Source organism: Porcipelethomonas sp. (genome assembly GCF_051893655.1).
Taxonomy (GTDB): domain Bacteria; phylum Bacillota; class Clostridia; order Oscillospirales; family Ruminococcaceae; genus Porcipelethomonas.
This window is the reverse complement of the sequence record NZ_JBJFHN010000047.1, coordinates 1-15,847: the sequence shown is the minus strand read 5'-3', so window position 1 is coordinate 15,847 and position 15,847 is coordinate 1. Positions and strand designations below refer to the sequence as shown.

14 protein-coding genes and 1 pseudogene are annotated in these 15,847 nt (G+C 38.6%); 3 read left to right on the top strand and 12 right to left on the bottom strand.

Going from position 1 to position 15,847, the window contains the following annotated elements; translation table 11 throughout:
* Window positions 1-904: PH domain-containing protein (locus ACI4WO_RS02620; RefSeq protein ID WP_439806002.1), on the top strand; the 904-nt coding region annotated here is incomplete at its 5' end.
* A gap of 100 nt (window positions 905-1,004) precedes the next feature.
* Here ACI4WO_RS02620 and ACI4WO_RS02615 read toward each other — a convergent pair.
* From ACI4WO_RS02615 to ACI4WO_RS02575, 9 genes are all read right to left on the bottom strand, one after another.
* The gene (locus tag ACI4WO_RS02615; RefSeq protein WP_439806001.1) at window positions 1,005-1,952 is read right to left on the bottom strand and encodes a hypothetical protein; all 948 of its coding nucleotides are present in this window, start codon (window positions 1,950-1,952) and stop codon (window positions 1,005-1,007) included.
* A gap of 101 nt (window positions 1,953-2,053) precedes the next feature.
* Window positions 2,054-2,431 carry a DUF4363 family protein gene (locus ACI4WO_RS02610; protein ID WP_439806000.1) on the bottom strand — a complete coding sequence of 126 codons (378 nt, stop codon included), beginning with the start codon at window positions 2,429-2,431 and terminating at the stop codon, window positions 2,054-2,056.
* Window positions 2,418-3,104, bottom strand: coding sequence for a DUF421 domain-containing protein (locus ACI4WO_RS02605; protein WP_439805999.1), 687 nt, complete (start codon window positions 3,102-3,104; stop codon window positions 2,418-2,420). Before ACI4WO_RS02605 ends, ACI4WO_RS02610 begins: the two co-directional genes overlap by 14 nt.
* A gap of 147 nt (window positions 3,105-3,251) precedes the next feature.
* The gene (gene rny, locus ACI4WO_RS02600) at window positions 3,252-4,820 is read right to left on the bottom strand and encodes a ribonuclease Y (protein WP_439805998.1); all 1,569 of its coding nucleotides are present in this window, start codon (window positions 4,818-4,820) and stop codon (window positions 3,252-3,254) included.
* A gap of 346 nt (window positions 4,821-5,166) precedes the next feature.
* Window positions 5,167-5,409 (bottom strand): RNA-binding S4 domain-containing protein, encoded by a 243-nt coding sequence (locus ACI4WO_RS02595; protein WP_439805997.1) that lies wholly within the window; start codon window positions 5,407-5,409, stop codon window positions 5,167-5,169.
* Between the two features lie 58 nt (window positions 5,410-5,467).
* Window positions 5,468-5,743 (bottom strand): HU family DNA-binding protein, encoded by a 276-nt coding sequence (locus ACI4WO_RS02590; RefSeq protein ID WP_439805996.1) that lies wholly within the window; start codon window positions 5,741-5,743, stop codon window positions 5,468-5,470.
* 34 nt (window positions 5,744-5,777) lie between these two features.
* Window positions 5,778-6,575 carry a nucleoside triphosphate pyrophosphohydrolase gene (gene mazG / locus ACI4WO_RS02585; protein WP_439805995.1) on the bottom strand — a complete coding sequence of 266 codons (798 nt, stop codon included), beginning with the start codon at window positions 6,573-6,575 and terminating at the stop codon, window positions 5,778-5,780.
* Between the two features lie 133 nt (window positions 6,576-6,708).
* Window positions 6,709-7,248, bottom strand: a complete 540-nt coding sequence (locus tag ACI4WO_RS02580; protein WP_439805994.1) for a hypothetical protein — start codon at window positions 7,246-7,248, stop codon at window positions 6,709-6,711.
* A gap of 29 nt (window positions 7,249-7,277) precedes the next feature.
* Complete coding sequence (locus ACI4WO_RS02575; protein ID WP_439805993.1) at window positions 7,278-8,471, bottom strand: PLP-dependent aminotransferase family protein; 1,194 nt, start codon at window positions 8,469-8,471, stop codon at window positions 7,278-7,280.
* A gap of 167 nt (window positions 8,472-8,638) precedes the next feature.
* Between ACI4WO_RS02575 and ACI4WO_RS02570 the strand changes: the two genes are divergently transcribed.
* On the top strand, window positions 8,639-10,249 hold the full coding sequence (locus ACI4WO_RS02570; protein ID WP_439805992.1) for a putative polysaccharide biosynthesis protein: 1,611 nt from the start codon (window positions 8,639-8,641) through the stop codon (window positions 10,247-10,249).
* Between the two features lie 14 nt (window positions 10,250-10,263).
* Here ACI4WO_RS02570 and ACI4WO_RS02565 read toward each other — a convergent pair whose 3' ends face one another.
* The 3 genes from ACI4WO_RS02565 to galE form a co-directional block, all read right to left on the bottom strand.
* Window positions 10,264-11,874: a glycosyl hydrolase gene (locus ACI4WO_RS02565; protein ID WP_439805991.1), complete on the bottom strand. Its 1,611-nt coding sequence runs from the start codon at window positions 11,872-11,874 to the stop codon at window positions 10,264-10,266.
* A 13-nt stretch (window positions 11,875-11,887) separates the two neighbouring features.
* Window positions 11,888-14,197 carry a glycoside hydrolase family 95 protein gene (locus ACI4WO_RS02560; protein ID WP_439805990.1) on the bottom strand — a complete coding sequence of 770 codons (2,310 nt, stop codon included), beginning with the start codon at window positions 14,195-14,197 and terminating at the stop codon, window positions 11,888-11,890.
* A gap of 252 nt (window positions 14,198-14,449) precedes the next feature.
* Window positions 14,450-15,460 (bottom strand): UDP-glucose 4-epimerase GalE, encoded by a 1,011-nt coding sequence (galE, locus tag ACI4WO_RS02555; protein ID WP_439805989.1) that lies wholly within the window; start codon window positions 15,458-15,460, stop codon window positions 14,450-14,452.
* A 133-nt stretch (window positions 15,461-15,593) separates the two neighbouring features.
* On the opposite strand from galE, the pseudogene ACI4WO_RS02550 reads away from it, so the two are divergent.
* A pseudogene (locus ACI4WO_RS02550) lies at window positions 15,594-15,847 on the top strand (tRNA 2-thiocytidine(32) synthetase TtcA); the annotation flags it as partial.

Sequence of the window (15,847 nt, the reverse complement as noted above, 5' to 3'; positions counted from 1 at the left end):
CACATTGTTATTTCAGTCGGGACGAATCGCAAAAGATCTTATTGAAAATGAACTTGACGAATTTTTCAGACTGGCAAACAGTCTTTCTGCTCGTCTTGCACTGAAAATCCCTCCGGCAGCAATTATATTAGGCTTTATTGCAATTGCTACATGGCTTCTTTCATTTATTGCAAATATGCTCAGATACTCAGGCTTTGTTATGAAAAAAGATCGTAATCAGCTGAAAATAAAAATGGGTGCAGTTACAAGAAGAATGTACCATATAATTCCAGATAAGATAAACTATGTCGATATGCGTCAGAGTCTTATCATGAAAATTTTTCATACATCATCTGTTAATATAAGCTGCTCCGGATATGGCAATCAGAAAAATGAACTTCCGGTTCTTTTGCCAATTTTAACATGGCAGCAGGCTAATCGTGCACTTGATCTTCTTGATTTTAAAAAATATATTACAAAAAGAAAAGTAAAGGCAGACAAAAAAGCTGTTATGGCTTATGCTGGTATTCCACTTACATTTATCATACTGATTGCCGCTGCATCATTTTTGACTTCCCGTTTCCTGCCGTCGATATATGACATTGTTCTGTTCGTTGCTATTATGGCGGAAATTCCTTTTGTATGGCTTTTAGTTGTCAAAATAGCTGCTCTTTTCACTTCGGGTATTACTATCGAAAATGATTTCTGCTGTATAAGATACTCCCGCTTTTACGCATTCCATACCATTCTGGCTGACAAGGAAAAGCTTGTTAAAGTACAGATAATTCAGAATCCTGTCGATAAAAAATTAGGCAGATGCCGAATGGATTTTTATTTTAATGCGGAAACACCTAAATCCAATAAAATAAAAGGCATCCGTATACAGGATGCTAAAAAAATTATTGAGAAATTTGAATTTTCATAAAATACTTTGCCGGGATTTTATCCCTCTCAGACTATAAAAAAACTTAAATTTAAAGTAAATAAGGGAGCTTCATAAAAGCTCCCTTAACATTTTTAATTAATCAGTTACTCTCATTAATAATTCCATTATTTATAAGGTTTTTGCAAAGATCAAGTCTTGCTTTATCCTTATATTCAGGCTTTATCATATAATACAAATAACACTCTATCAAATTGAATATATTTGCAGTTCTGCCCTCGATTTTAAACTGTCTGAATCCCATGGGTACGTATTTATTGTAAAGATCATCAGGATTTACATGTGTTGAAAGCTGTCTGACATCTGCAGCATCATAATCCATATACGGACAGTTGACATCATGCTCCATACTTATTCCATAATCAGAAGGATTAAAAGGTTTTTTCGGATTATTTTTAAGATGCTCACAAAGGGCAATCTGTGTACGGCCAATATCACGGTAATGCTGAACACGGCTTTTACACCCCGGACGGCAGCATGCATTAACAAGGATCTCACATTTTTCCTTGTTCTTTACCTGTTCAAGAAGTTCAAATTTATTATTGAAATCATAGTCAATAACTACAATATCATAGTCCTTTTCAACCTCTTCATTCAGATTGTTAAGGTCTGTTATACGCTTACAGGTTGAACTTGTTATTTTATATTTAGGATAATTTTCTCTTATGTACTGCTCAAGAATCGGGGACACAACTATAACACCGTTCATACCGTTATTTGCAGTCTTTAAAACAAAATTACAGAAATCGTCTTTTAAATGTCTTTCAGTAAGCACCGGATTTGAAAAAGTGAAACGTAAAGGTATCCCCATATCATTAAATGACTTTACAACTGTCCTAACATATTTTCTGTCGCAGATACCCTGCACAGTGCGTCCACCGTTCCACAAGGACTGCGGAAAAGTTCCGTAAACCGAACCTATTTCAACACCCTCCCGAAAATATTGAGGGCAGTTCTTAAGCATCGCAAGAAATACCATATTAAAACGATAGTGAACTGCAAAATCGGGAAGATGAAATTTAATACTCATTATTTTCTCCTTAAATTTTAACTGACATTTTAATTATTTATATTATACGACTAATACTCAAAAAAGTCAAGAATTTCAACAATGTTAACTCAAATTACCTGTTACATAATATTTGAAAATCTGGGTATCTCGCTTTCAACTATCCATTCAAGACTGGATCTTGCATTTTCAAATTCTGCGTTCAGCTCATCATTATTATTTTCGATTAACGGTCTCAGGCGTGACATTGATGTCTGTACACTTGTAATCTTATCATTTCTCACAAATATACTGGCAAAACTCTGATATTGTTCCCATTCCTTTTCAAGTATTTTCACTGATTCAAGTGCCTTTTGCGTATCACCCTCATCAGAGTATTTTTTTGTTTCATCAAGAAGTTCAATAACCTTGTCGGTCTTATTATCAAGTACAAAAATAGTACAGATACACAAAATAATTATTGAAACAAGAATCGCCAGACTCACCTTAATTCTTCCCATTTGAATCTCCTTTTTTTATCAGAGTATAATTTCCGCTTTTATCCGCTGTAAGCATAAAAACATCCGTTTCAGCAAGATGCTTTTTGTTAAGCAGATCTGTAACCCATTTATTTGTCAGTCCGCTTTCTTCAAGACTTTGTTTTATAATCTTGCCATCAGAAATAATAATCATCGGAGGGTCAATAGATTCTCCCTTAAGCTTCATATCCTGATTTATAACATTTCGCCGTGAATACTTTTCATAAACAGATACACTGCCGTTTGTTTCAACCACTGCAAACTGTACATCGCTTATATCAAATATGCTGCTTCCTCTTAAAGCGGTCATAAGATCATCCACAGAAAATCTCAGATCCTTCATTACCTTCTGATCCAGAACACCGTCCTTTATAATAACCTTAGGAGAACCGGAAACAATATGTCTTAAGCGTTTTGATCTTAACGTTCCCCAGGACATTAAAACCTCAAAGCATACAAGTGAAAGTATAGGCAGTATTCCCATGGAAAGAGGTATATTAAGATCTTCCAGCGGAAGAGTCGCTATATTTGAAACCAGAATGGTAATAACAAGCTCTGAGGGCTGAAGCTCGCCTATCTGACGCTTACCCATAAGTCTTACAGAAAAAATAACGATAATATATAAAATAATTGCACGAATAAAAACAATACTCATAAACTAAGCCTCCAAATGTAGTTTATACATTTTGGGCGGATGTATTCAAAAAATTTATTCTGCAAGCGATATCGTTCCTTGATATAATTAATTTTTATAAACAAAAACGCTGTGTATAAATATACACAGCGCTCACATAATTAAAATTTATTTTGCATATTCAACCGCACGGCTTTCACGGATTATATTGACCTTTATCTGACCAGGATAATCCATTTCATCTTCAATCTGTTTTGCAATATCTCTTGCAACAATAACCATGCGTTCATCATTTACAACCTCCGGTGTTACCATGACTCTTACTTCACGTCCTGCCTGAACTGCATAACATTTTTCAACGCCTTCATAGGAAGTACATATTTCCTCAAGTTTTTCAAGGCGTTTTATATAATTTTCATAATTTTCGCTTCTTGCAGCCGGTCTTGCAGCTGAAATAGCGTCTGCTGCCTGAACGATACAAGCAATAACCGTTCTGGGTTCAACATCATTATGATGTGCTTCAATAGCATGAATTACTTCAGCATTTTCCTTATACTTACGGCAGACATCAACGCCGATCTGTACATGAGAACCTTCAATTTCAGCAGTAAGAGCCTTACCGATATCGTGGAGCAGTCCTGCACGTCTTGCAAGATTTGCATCAACTCCCAGTTCTGATGCCAGAATACCGGAAAGCTGTGCTACTTCAATTGAGTGATCAAGAACATTCTGCCGATAGCTGGTACGGAATCTCAGACGTCCGATAAGCTTGATAAGTTCATGGTTTATACCATGGACATTTGTTTCCATTACAGCTCTTTCGCCTTCCTGTTTTATTCTGTATTCAACCTCACGTCTTGCCTTATCAACCATTTCTTCGATACGTGTAGGGTGAATACGTCCGTCAGCGATAAGCTTTTCAAGGGCAATTCTTGCAACCTCACGTCTTACATGGTCAAAGCATGAAAGAGTAATTGCCTCAGGAGTATCATCAATAATGAGATCCACTCCTGTAAGCGTTTCAAAAGTTCTGATATTTCTTCCCTCTCGTCCGATAATTCTTCCTTTCATTTCATCGTTAGGAAGGGGAACTACAGAAACAGTCGCCTCTGAAACCTGTTCAGCAGCGCATTTTGCGATGGCAAGCGAAATATAGCTCCTTGCCTTTTCATCACATTCATCCTTGATCTGCTGTTCATAGCTTGCAATTTTTACTGCCTTTTCATGAACCAGATCTCCATCAAGCATATTCAGTATGTATTCCTTTGCCTGATCCTTCGTAAATTCTGAAATACGCTCAAGAATATCCATCTGACTTTTCTTGATTGTTTCAGCTTCCTTTAATTTTTCGTCCGCATTTTTAATCTTGTTCTGAAGAATATCCTCTTTGCGTTCCAAATTATCATTTTTCTTGTCCAGATTTTCTTCTTTCTGCTGAATTCGTCTTTCCTGTCGTGAAATTTCAGACCGCCTGTCCTTTATTTCTTTTTCAGCGTCTGAACGAAGCTTGTGTATTTCATCCTTGGCTTCCACAAGTGCCGTCTTTTTTCTGGATTCTGCTTCCTTGTCAGCATCTGCCAGAATGCGTTCAGCCTCTTTTTCAGCGGAACCCATCATTGACTCAGCCTGTTTTTGTCTGTAAGCGATTCCCTGTCTGAAACAAATCAATCCGGAAACAACTGCCCCGACTATCAGCGATGCCACACAGCAGATAACAGCAATAGTAAATGTAGTCATTGCCCGCACATTACCTCCTCCGATATAGTTATAGAAATTGTACAATAACTGTATTACCCCGGCAGGATAATGTTGCCATAATCGTATTCATATTTTCATTTTAGCATGCATATTTTGCAGGAATTAAAATTTATTATCATCATATATAACAAAAAATTAAACACATAAAACCCTATTACACATTAAAAATTATGATTTAATTACAGCCGCATAAAAAGCCGCAGTAATAATTGTGCAAGTTTATACAATATATTTATTTTATACTTTTTTAGTGAAAATGTCAAGACATATTTTGTTCTAATCCTGTCACATTCTGATATCTGGAAAAATTCTTAAAAATCTGGATTTATAAAATTATTTCATAATTGTCAGCGGCGGTATCCTTTGTTGCGTATTCGGTCACATTGAGAACCTTGGCTTTAAGCGGTTTAGTACCCATATTTATTTCAATTATATCTCCAACCTTGACGTCATATGATGCTCTTGCCACCTTGCCGTTTACGACTATCTTTCCCGCGTCACATGCTTCATTGGCAATAGTTCTGCGTTTTATCAGTCTTGTAATTTTCAGATATTTGTCAAGTCTCATAATTCCCTCCTGAAAACAAAAAGGGCAGAGAAAAACTCCGCCCGAAATATTTTTTAAATTAAGCGTTTACAGCATCCTTAAGTGCCTTACCAGGCTTGAATGCAGGGGCTTTCTTTGCCGGAACAATAATCTTTTCGCCTGTTCTTGGATTCTTTGATTCCTTTTCCTTACGGTCACGTACTTCAAATGTACCAAATCCAACGAGCTGAACCTTATCACCATTTGTAAGTGCTTCTGTAATTGATGAAACAACTGCTGAAATTGCCTTTTCAGCATCCTTTTTAGAAAGTTCGCTCTTTTCAGCAACCTGTGTAATTAATTCTGCTTTTGTCATTATTAATTTCCTCCGTTTTTCTTTTGATCCTAAATCAAATATTTTGCTTTGCCTGACGCCAGTATGCGTCAAGCTCATCTATGCTAAGAGCCTTCATATCAGCTCCGCTCAGCGTTACTAATTTTTCAGTTTCCTTAAATCTTTTAATAAACTTCTCTGAGGCCTTGTCAAGTGCCTGTTCCGCATCTATCCCCAGATGTCTGGCAGTATTTACGCATGAAAATATCAGATCTCCGAGTTCTTCTTCAATATGCTCCTGATTTCCCTGTGCTATAGCTTCTTCAAGCTCAGAAGTCTCTGATTTAACGCATTCAAAAGCATCCTGAACGCCTTTAAAGTCCATTCCGGCTCTCATGGCTCTTTTGCCAAGCTTCTGGGCTCTCATAAGCGCCGGCAGTGATTTTGCCACACTTTCCAGCGTATCTCCATAGGTTTTCTGTCCCTTGGTTTCTTTTTTTATACTGTCCCAGTTTTTCAGAACCTCTCCGGAATCTGCAACAGTCACCTGACCGAAAACATGAGGATGTCTGACAATAAGCTTTTTGCAAAGCTCATCGCATATATCTGCAAAAGCAAAGCTTTCCTTTTCCTTTTCAATCTGGCAGTGAAAGACCACCTGAAGCAGGACATCTCCCAGTTCCTCACGAAGAAGCTCCCTGTCATCCAAATCAATAGCCTCAACAGCTTCATAAACCTCTTCAATAAAATCCTGTCTTATTGAGCCGTGAGTCTGTTCCCTGTCCCACGGACAGCCTTCCGGGCTGCGCAGAATTGCCATTATTTCGAGCAGATCATCTATATTGTATGTTTCCTTGAACTCAAATTCTACCATACATTCACCTGTTTTCCTGAGTCAGTATTTTATATAGTACCTCAAAATCCGATAAAATGCAATAGTTTTTTTCAACTTCGGCATTTTAATAGAAATATTCATAATTTTCAATAATAATTCTGTTAATATTCTCTTATTTTACTGAAATATACCCATCACTGATTCCTGCCGCCTGATCCTTAAGCTGAGCTGTTCTGAGTTCAGCCATAACTCTCTGGTAGTAATAATGCAGTCTTTTCTTGTTTTCAGCCTCTGTAGGAATTGCATTTGGAGTAATTACAGTTTTATACACTCCGCCCTTAGTCAGAAGATAAACAAAGTTCTTACCAGCTGTAGGCATATCGAATTTAGTAGTCTTTTCACAGCCTTCAAGACAGCCTGAAGCATTCTTTATAAAGTCATAGGAAGCCTGTGCAACACCTCTGTAGCGTCCTGCTGCATTTACATATTCTCCGCCCAGATTAAAATAAAGGTTAGCCGCACCATTTGCAAAGCAAACAAGACTTGCAAGAACTGTAGGAGACATAGGAATGTCCACAACAGCACCGTATACTTCGTCCTTGGCAAAATTTTTCTTAAACGGTTCTGACGGGAATGTCAGTGCCTTTCCTCTTGAAACTATATATTTCTGTGAACTTGTATATCTGTCCAGAATAGAACGTTTTCCAGCCATTTTTATCTTTTCCTTTCTGAATTAAAATATTAATCAAGTATTTCCTTTGTCATATTTCCAAGAATTTCTATTCCCTTCACGATCTGTTCGTCTGCAGGAGTTGAGAAATTCAGACGGAAAGAATTTGTCTTGTCATTTTCGTTTATCATAAATGCAGTTCCCGGTACAACAGCGATCTTGTAATCCCTTACAGCCCTTGTGCAGAAGTCCATCATATCGCTTCCTTCCGGAAGATCTGCCCATATGAACAATCCGCCCTCAGGTCTTGTATATGTTACTTTCTTTGAGAAAAACTTATCCATATTGTCAAGCATAAGGCTACACTTTTTACGGTATATTTCACGAAGCTTTGCAAAATGCTCTTCAAGGTTACATTCAGACATAAAGCGGCAGCAAAGAACCTGTGCCCAGATATTTGTATGAACATCCGCCACCTGCTTGCAGACAATAATCTTCTGTATTATTTCCTTAGGACCTGCAACATATCCCACTCTCAGTCCGGGAGCGAGGATTTTTGAAAATGTTCCTGAATAAATAACTCTGCCCTGAGTATCCATGCTCTTTATTGAAACAACATCTTCTCCGGCAAATCTCAGATCCCCGTAAGGATTGTCCTCTAAAATCACTGCATCATACCTGCATGCCAGATCATATAAGCCTTTTCTTTTTTCAAGAGTCATAGTATCTCCGGTAGGGTTCTGGAAATTCGGAATTACATAAATCATTTTCTGACCGTTACTGTTTTTGAGTACATCCTCAAGAACGTCCAGCTTCATTCCTCCCTTTTCCATTTCCACGCCCTTAAGATTTACGTTATAGGAACGGAATGCGTTCAGAGAGCCGATAAAGCTCGGTGATTCGCAGATCAGGGTATCTCCCTCGTTGCACAGAACCTTGCATGAAAGCTCGTTTGCCTGCTGAGCACCTGATGTAATAATAAGATCATCTCTTTCAGGATCAAAGCAGTTCTTTGCCTCAAGCTGTTTTTTAAGAAGATCTCTCAGAGGAGTGTATCCTTCTGATATACTGTATTGCAATGCCAGAACCGGATCATTTTTGAAAATATCAGCTGATATTCTGCCGATTTCCTCTGTAGGAAATGCTTCCGGTGCCGGATTTCCTGCCGCAAATGAAATAACTTCCGGATCCGCTGTGAATTTAAGGATCTCTCTGATTGCAGATGCCTGAAGTCCGGAAACCTTATCCGAAAATTTATAAGCCATAAATTTTTCTACCTCGTTTCATATGCTAAAATATAACTGCATATAATTATAACACATATTTGCATTTGTAGCAATATATTTTTTAATAAATCCGAAAATCATTATGCACTTTCAACAATTTTAATATTAATTTATTGAGCAGTTGAACTATCAGAAAGGAGCAGAATTTGAAAAAACAAAGCTTCCTTAAGGGATCTGTCATATTAATTGCCTCTGCAATTATTGCAAAAGGTATCGGAGCACTGTTTAAAATCCCGCTTACCAACATGTTAGGCGGCGTTGGAATGAGCTATTTCAGCTGTGCCTACGGTTTGTTTCTTCCGGTCTACGCCCTTACCGCTACCGGACTTACAACTGCTGTTGCCAAGCTTACAGCTGAAAACTGTGCCTTTGGAAATTACCGGAATGTCAGGAAAATACATAAGATATCCCTTTTGCTTTTTTCCTTTGTAGGACTTGCCGGCACTGCCGCAATAGCAATTCTCGCACATCCCTTTGCATACAAAGTCACTGCATGTCCCAAAGCCGAGCTTTCAGTACTAATGATAGCACCGTCTGTATTTTTTGGCTGTATTACCGCCGTATACCGCGGCTGCTGGGAGGGTATGAGAAACATGTATCCCACAGCGGTTTCACAGGTTATTGAAGCCCTTGTACGTCTGGCTGCCGGACTTGCCATGTGTTCCTGTGTTTTAAACAATCCGGAAAAAATTCTTCCGTTTCTTCCTGAAGGAACTGATATCCTTGCAACAGCAGCAGCCGCCGCAGTGCTGGGAATAAGCCTGTCAACCCTTGCCGGCACTGCATTTTTGTATGTCCGCGGAACAGGACTTGAAAAAGGTTCTCCTCTTCTTTCAGGAGGTCATGAAGAAAGCACCGGAAACATTATCAAAGCACTCTTTAAAATACTTGTCCCCGTAGCTCTGGGTTCCATCGTTACAAATCTTACATCCCTTATAGACCTTGCAACGATTATTCGCTGTCTTGATAAAACAATTAAATCCGCCCCGGACTTTCTCATCAGTAAATATGGGCTTGAAAATATAAGTACTGAGGAGCTTTCCGAATTTATTTACGGTTCATTTACCGGACTTGCCGTAACAGTTTTCAATCTGATACCTTCTGTCACAAATATGTTTGGCAAAGGAATACTTCCGAATATTGCCGAAAGCTGGGCTGTAAAAAACAAATCAGCTGTAAAAAAGCTTTCTGAAAACGTACTGAAAGCAACAGCATTTATAGCTGTTCCCTCAGGAATCGGGATCTGTTTTCTTGCAAAGCCTATACTTTTATTTATTTTTCCCGGACGTGTTCAGGAATGTGCCGTATCAGAAGAAAGTCTGGCTTTTTTAGGTATTGCTGTGATTTTTCTTGCACTTTCCTTTCCGATATTCAGCTGTCTTCAGGCTATTGGAAGAGCAGATGCTCCGGTAAAGCTTATGCTTGCCGGAGTTGCAGTAAAACTTGCCGGAAATCTTATTCTTATACCGATTCCCGAAATAAATGTATCAGGTGCTGCAATATCAACTCTTTTATGCTATTTCATTATATTTATCTTATCTTCCATAGTATATGCCAAAGCCGCCGGAATCCGCATAAATTTTTTGAAAACATTTACACCGTCTTTAATTTCAGGACTTTTCTGCGGACTGACTGCATGGTGTGTCTATCCGGTTCTTCCATTTGAAAATATACTTTCTCTTCCGATTTCCGTGTGTGCCGGAGGAATAGTATATCTTATAGTTTCAAAGCTTACCGGAAACGGAAAAACCACATAAAGCCGCATTACTTATCATTCACTTCTATGACCGTAAACACCTGCATAGCTGTCAAGAGTTACAGCAATTTCTGCATTATACATTTTTATAAGCTCTTCTTCTGTTGTATAAACATCAGCGGCTCCCGGCGATACGCTGTCAAGGTATTCACCGTACCACAGTCCGAAAAACGACCACAAAGCATTATCTCTTACCATCTCGTCCACTCCCGGAACAGAGCTGCATTCTCCCAGAGCAAGTATCTTTCCACTTTCAGTCACCTTTTTCAGCCACTGATACTGTTCTGAACGGCTTCCGTATTTTACATTAGGTCCCAGATACACATCAATTGCTGCAATATCATATTTTTCACTGTCAACAAGATACTCTTCACTCTGTCCGTTCCATATCCATATCAGGTTATCAAGCTTATGATATTCCGTCATACGGTCGTACATGAGATTATAAAGCCATTTATATGCTTCAGCGCCGTCTGCTCCCCACCAGTACCAGCCGCCGCCAGCTTCCTGAAGGGGTCTCCACAAAACAGGGATTCCCTCTTCTGCGAGTCTTGAAAACGCCGAAGAAACAGCGTCAATATTTTCTACAAGCGTCCGGCATTCTTTTGTTATTTTTCCCTGAGCATACAAATCATTTATTTCAGATATTCCAAGCTGGGATATATCTTCCTCTGTCATAGCTGACTTAAGGCTGAATTTAGTTTCATTGGCATATACGGAAGAATCAATACCCGGAGAATTCCAGTACCACATAAATCCTACTATTCCGCCTTTTTCTGCCCAGTCCTTTGCAGCCTGAATCTCACTTTCCTCCGGCAGCTCTCCTTGTGAATATCCTCCGATATCCCCGAAGCGTATTGCCGGGTATTTTCCTGTTTTCTGGTAAATAAGATCCATTTCAGTATTTTTACTGCTTGAGGCATACTGTCCGGTAATAATACTTTTCCCAAAGTTTTCCTGAAGATATCTGAGAAGATTTTTTGTTTCATATGATGCTTTTGGCGTTACTGGTTCAGCATTGATTTCAAAATCATTTTCATATATATCCTCATTATTTGTAATTTCTATATAATCAATATCAAAGTTTTCTTTTCCGGAATTAATCTGAATAATTGCCTCACCCTGATCCATATACACTCCGTAGAATGTTACACGAACAAAATTTCCATCTTCACTGTCTATAACAAACGAACCTATATCGCTGTCATTTACAGAAACGGAATTTGTCACCTGTGTATCTGCCGCAACACATACAGTTATATTATAATGCTGTGCTGCAGGTATATCAGCTGGTATAACCAGATAGTCAGCAGATCCTCCGTAAAATCCGGTTACATAGCCAGTACCGGAAAAGCCCTTTCTCTGGTCATCTGAATAAAGGCTGCCGTTTAGCTTGCAATCCTCCGCTTCCAGAAGCATACTTGTTTCTGTATTGATAATTTCCGGAACTTCTGCTACATATTCTGTATATGCTACCGTTTCCTCTTCATATTCCAAAACAGGCTCTTCCTCTGACAAGGAAGACGAATCCACAGTCCGGTTAAGTGGTTCCTGGGAAATTTCCTCACAGCCTGTCAGCATAAATACTGCCATCAGAAATAATACCGTTTTTTTAAACTTTTTCATGATAATACTCTATTTAACTCCTTATAGTATAAACCCTGCCTTTTTCAGTATCAAAAGAAACGAGACCATCAGCCTGAAGAGAATTGACATTTTTCCCGTCACAGGAAACGCTTGCAACAGTATTCGGGCGGAGTACGCATTTATTACCGCACAGTGATTTTATTTCTGCTGTCTGAAGCTTTCCCTCATCCCATTTTATAGACACCTCAAAGCCTCCCTTTGCTCTGAGTCCTTTAATTTCTCCCTTTTTCCATTCTTCAGGAAGTGCAGGAAGAAGATTTATTTCTCCGCTGTGGCTTTGCATAAGAGCCTCGACCATTCCGGCAGCACCGCCGAAATTACCATCGATCTGAAAAGGCGGAAGATCATTAAGCATATTAGGACTTGTAGAATATGCAATAAGTTTTTGAAGATTTTCATAAACCATATTACGGTCAAAAAGTCTTGCCCACATATTTGTTATCCATGCTCTGCTCCAGCCGGTATGACCTCCCCCATGAATGAGGCGTCTGATAAGGGTTGCTCTTGCCGCATCGGCAAGCTTAGGTGTTTTATAAGGCGTTATAAGATCTGCCGGATAAAGTGCAAACAGCTGTGAAATATGTCTGTGTCCTATTTCAACCTCATCATAATCAACTGCCCATTCTTTGATCTGACCATATTTTCCGATTTCCGGCTTTGGAAGCTTTTCCAGCATTTTTTCAAGCTTTCCGGCAAATTCATGGTCAATATCCAGAATTTCTGAGCTTTTTATAACATCATTAAAAAGAACAGTTATTATCTGACTGTCCATTGACGGTCCTGAACACAAGCATCCCTTTACTCCGCTTTCTGTAAGATAGGTATTTTCAGGGGATACTGACGGACAAGTTACAAGTCTTCCCTCACGGTCTTCAATAAGATAGTCTGTAAAAAATTCTGCTGCTTCACGCATTAAAGAATATTTTTCCTTAAGAAACTCCTTATCCTGAGTATATTCATAGTGTTCAAATACGTGCAGTGCCAGCCATGCTCCGCCCATCGGCCATAAGGTTGCCGGCATCCACAGATCCTGAGGTGCTGTATCTCCCCACAAATCAGTATTATGATGACATACATAACCCGGACATCCGTACATTTCTTTTGCAGTAACATGTCCGTCTTCTCTTATTTTTTCAAGCAAATCAAACAAAGGCTCATGGCATTCTGATAGGTTGCAGGTTTCTGCACACCAGTAATTCATCTGAGTATTAACATTAACAACAAATCTGCTTCCCCATTTTGGCTGCATATCCTGATTCCATATACCCTGAAGATTCAGAGGAAGAGATCCCGGACGGCTTCCGGAAATCATCAGATACCGTGCGTAATTAAAATAAAGTACCATCAGACCGTTATCGTGAATATGTCTGTCGCACTCCTTGTCGTCAAAGTCATTTCCTCTCATTCTCAGAATACGTTCATCAGTAGGAAGGTCACATCCGCCTTCACTGTTATCATTAAGTGAAAATGAAACCCTGTCATACAATTCACCATAATCACATATATGTCTGTATCTCAGTTCATCGCATGTACATTCCAGTGCGTATTCTACATCCATCAGTGCTGCATCTTCATAAGCTTCTTCTGTATAATAACTGCTTCTGACACCCAGTATCAGCATAGCATCCGTTGAATTTTCTATATAAATCTTACCGCCCTGAGTATAAACTTTTCCGTCTGATGAAGATGCTGAAAGAGCAGCTGCAAAAAACAGTCCATCCCGTCCGCCCGAACCGCCTGAATACATTATTATATTATCCCTTACCGGACGGTTATCATCATAATAATCATCTCTGCCGTCAATTGATGCACATATTTCAAGAGTACCATTTTCTGCGGTAAAATGCACAACCATTACATTATCCGGTTCAGAAACGAAAACTTCACGTTTATACATTGTTTCACCGGACACAAATTCTGTAAATGCAACAGCATTTTCAAGGTCAAGTCCTCTTTTATATTCTTTGGCTATACCTGATAATTTCATATCTATATAAAGATTACCCAAAGGCATATAATGTCTGCTGTCAGGAGTTACTCCCTGAAGCTTACGGAAAGCAAGCTGTTCTGCTTCAGGTATTTTTTCCTCTTCAATAAGCTGCCGGACTTCCTTTAAGCCATCCGCAGCGTCCGGATTAATACGGTTTCTTTTTCCTCCTGACCATACTGAATCTTCATTAAGCTGAATTATTTCATTCTCCGGTTTACCATAAACCATTCCGCCTATTCTGCCGTTTCCCACAGGAATTGCACTGTTAAAATCCTCTGCGGGATTATTATACCATAAAAGTGATTCGTTCATATAAAATCTCCATTCTGCTTTGTTTACAAACAGTTACCCTTGAATATTATTATATTTTAGCATATTTTTTTAATCATTGCAACGTAAATACAGTCGTTTTTACGCAGTTTCATGAAATTTAACAAGTATATAACACACACCGTCCAAAATAATGAATAATGTGATAAAAACTTTACAGCATTAAATTTGATTTCTCATTCTATAAAATTAAAGAGGAGCTTTTTCATTGCAAAAAGCTCCTCTTATTCCCTTCTAAATTCCCTCAGGATTTTTCACTGTAAAATTCCAGCTGTCTGCACACATTTTATCCAGTCCGGACTGTGCTTCCCAACCCAGAAGCTTTTTGGCAAGAGTTGTGTCAGCATATGACCATGCAATGTCTCCGGCACGGCGTGGTGTAATAACTACAGGAATTTCTTTTCCGCATGCTTTTTCATATGCCTTTGCAACCTCAAGTACACTTGATCCTTTTCCTGTTCCCAGATTTATCGGTTGGAAACCTTTGTTGGCATCTGAATATTTCAGTGCTGCCAAATGACCCTTTGCAAGATCAACAACATGTATATAGTCACGAACTCCAGTTCCGTCCGGAGTGTCATAATCATTGCCGAATACCCGCAGACTCGCAAGCTTTCCTAGTGCAACCTGTGCAATGTAAGGTACAAGATTATTAGGAATACCCTTTGGATTTTCACCGATCAGTCCGCTTTCATGTGCTCCGATAGGATTGAAATATCTGAGGGAAACCACACTCCATTCTTTATCAGCAAAAGCAATATCCTTTAAAATCTGCTCTATCATAACCTTTGTGTAACCATAAGGATTGGTAGCAGATGTAGGCATGTCCTCAGTATATGGAACAGTATTATTTACTCCGTATACTGTAGCTGAGGAAGAAAATACTATCTTTTTACAGCCGTTGATTTTCATGGCTTTCAACAAATTCAAAGTTCCGCCAATATTATTTTCATAATAGGCAAGCGGCTTTTCAACTGATTCACCAACCGCTTTAAGACCGGCAAAATGAATGACTGCATCAATTTTATTTTCAGAAAATACTTTTAATGTATCTTCATAGTCAAGTAAATCTGTTTTGTAAAATTTTGCGTCTTTACCTGTTATTTCTTTTATTCTGTCAATACTTGCTTCTTTGGAATTTATTAAATTATCAAGTACAACTACTTCATATCCTGCATTAAGCAGTTCAACGCAAGTGTGACTGCCAATAAATCCGGCACCGCCGGTAACTAAAATTGTTTTCATAGCATACTCCTTTCTGATATTTATAGTATATATTGTTTTTATTCATTTTTCAAGCACAATTGCAAAAATTCAATAAATGTTGTATAATATAAACAAATCTTTTTTTATTTTTATGTCAGATTGGAGAAAAGCTATGCAAAAAATGCTTGGTTATATGCGAAAAGCAATACAGGAATTTGATATGATTTCTGACGGAGATTCAATAGCAGTGGGTGTTTCCGGCGGCAAAGACAGCCTTGTACTTCTTCAGGGACTTGTTCTTCTTCGCCGATTTATCGGAATTAATTACCGCATTGTAAGCATTACTCTTGATCCGCAATTCAATGGAATTCCGGGACAATACGAACCTATTCTTAATCTTTGCAATGAGCTTGATATTGAATGCCA

Bases quoted from the DNA above. Each gene is read 5' to 3' on its own strand.
- ACI4WO_RS02615 (WP_439806001.1), bottom strand. From the start codon at position 1,952: ATGAGTATTAAATTTCATCTTCCCGATTTTGCAGTTCACTATCGTTTT.
- ACI4WO_RS02580 (WP_439805994.1), bottom strand. From the start codon at position 7,248: ATGGCTGGAAAACGTTCTATTCTGGACAGATATACAAGTTCACAGAAA.
- ACI4WO_RS02610 (WP_439806000.1), bottom strand. From the start codon at position 2,431: ATGGGAAGAATTAAGGTGAGTCTGGCGATTCTTGTTTCAATAATTATT.
- galE (WP_439805989.1), bottom strand. From the start codon at position 15,460: ATGAAAACAATTTTAGTTACCGGCGGTGCCGGATTTATTGGCAGTCAC.
- ACI4WO_RS02595 (WP_439805997.1), bottom strand. From the start codon at position 5,409: ATGAGACTTGACAAATATCTGAAAATTACAAGACTGATAAAACGCAGA.
- ACI4WO_RS02590 (WP_439805996.1), bottom strand. From the start codon at position 5,743: ATGACAAAAGCAGAATTAATTACACAGGTTGCTGAAAAGAGCGAACTT.
- mazG (WP_439805995.1), bottom strand. From the start codon at position 6,575: ATGGTAGAATTTGAGTTCAAGGAAACATACAATATAGATGATCTGCTC.
- rny (WP_439805998.1), bottom strand. From the start codon at position 4,820: ATGACTACATTTACTATTGCTGTTATCTGCTGTGTGGCATCGCTGATA.
- ACI4WO_RS02560 (WP_439805990.1), bottom strand. From the start codon at position 14,197: ATGAACGAATCACTTTTATGGTATAATAATCCCGCAGAGGATTTTAAC.
- ACI4WO_RS02605 (WP_439805999.1), bottom strand. From the start codon at position 3,104: ATGAGTATTGTTTTTATTCGTGCAATTATTTTATATATTATCGTTATT.
- ACI4WO_RS02565 (WP_439805991.1), bottom strand. From the start codon at position 11,874: ATGAAAAAGTTTAAAAAAACGGTATTATTTCTGATGGCAGTATTTATG.
- ACI4WO_RS02575 (WP_439805993.1), bottom strand. From the start codon at position 8,471: ATGGCTTATAAATTTTCGGATAAGGTTTCCGGACTTCAGGCATCTGCA.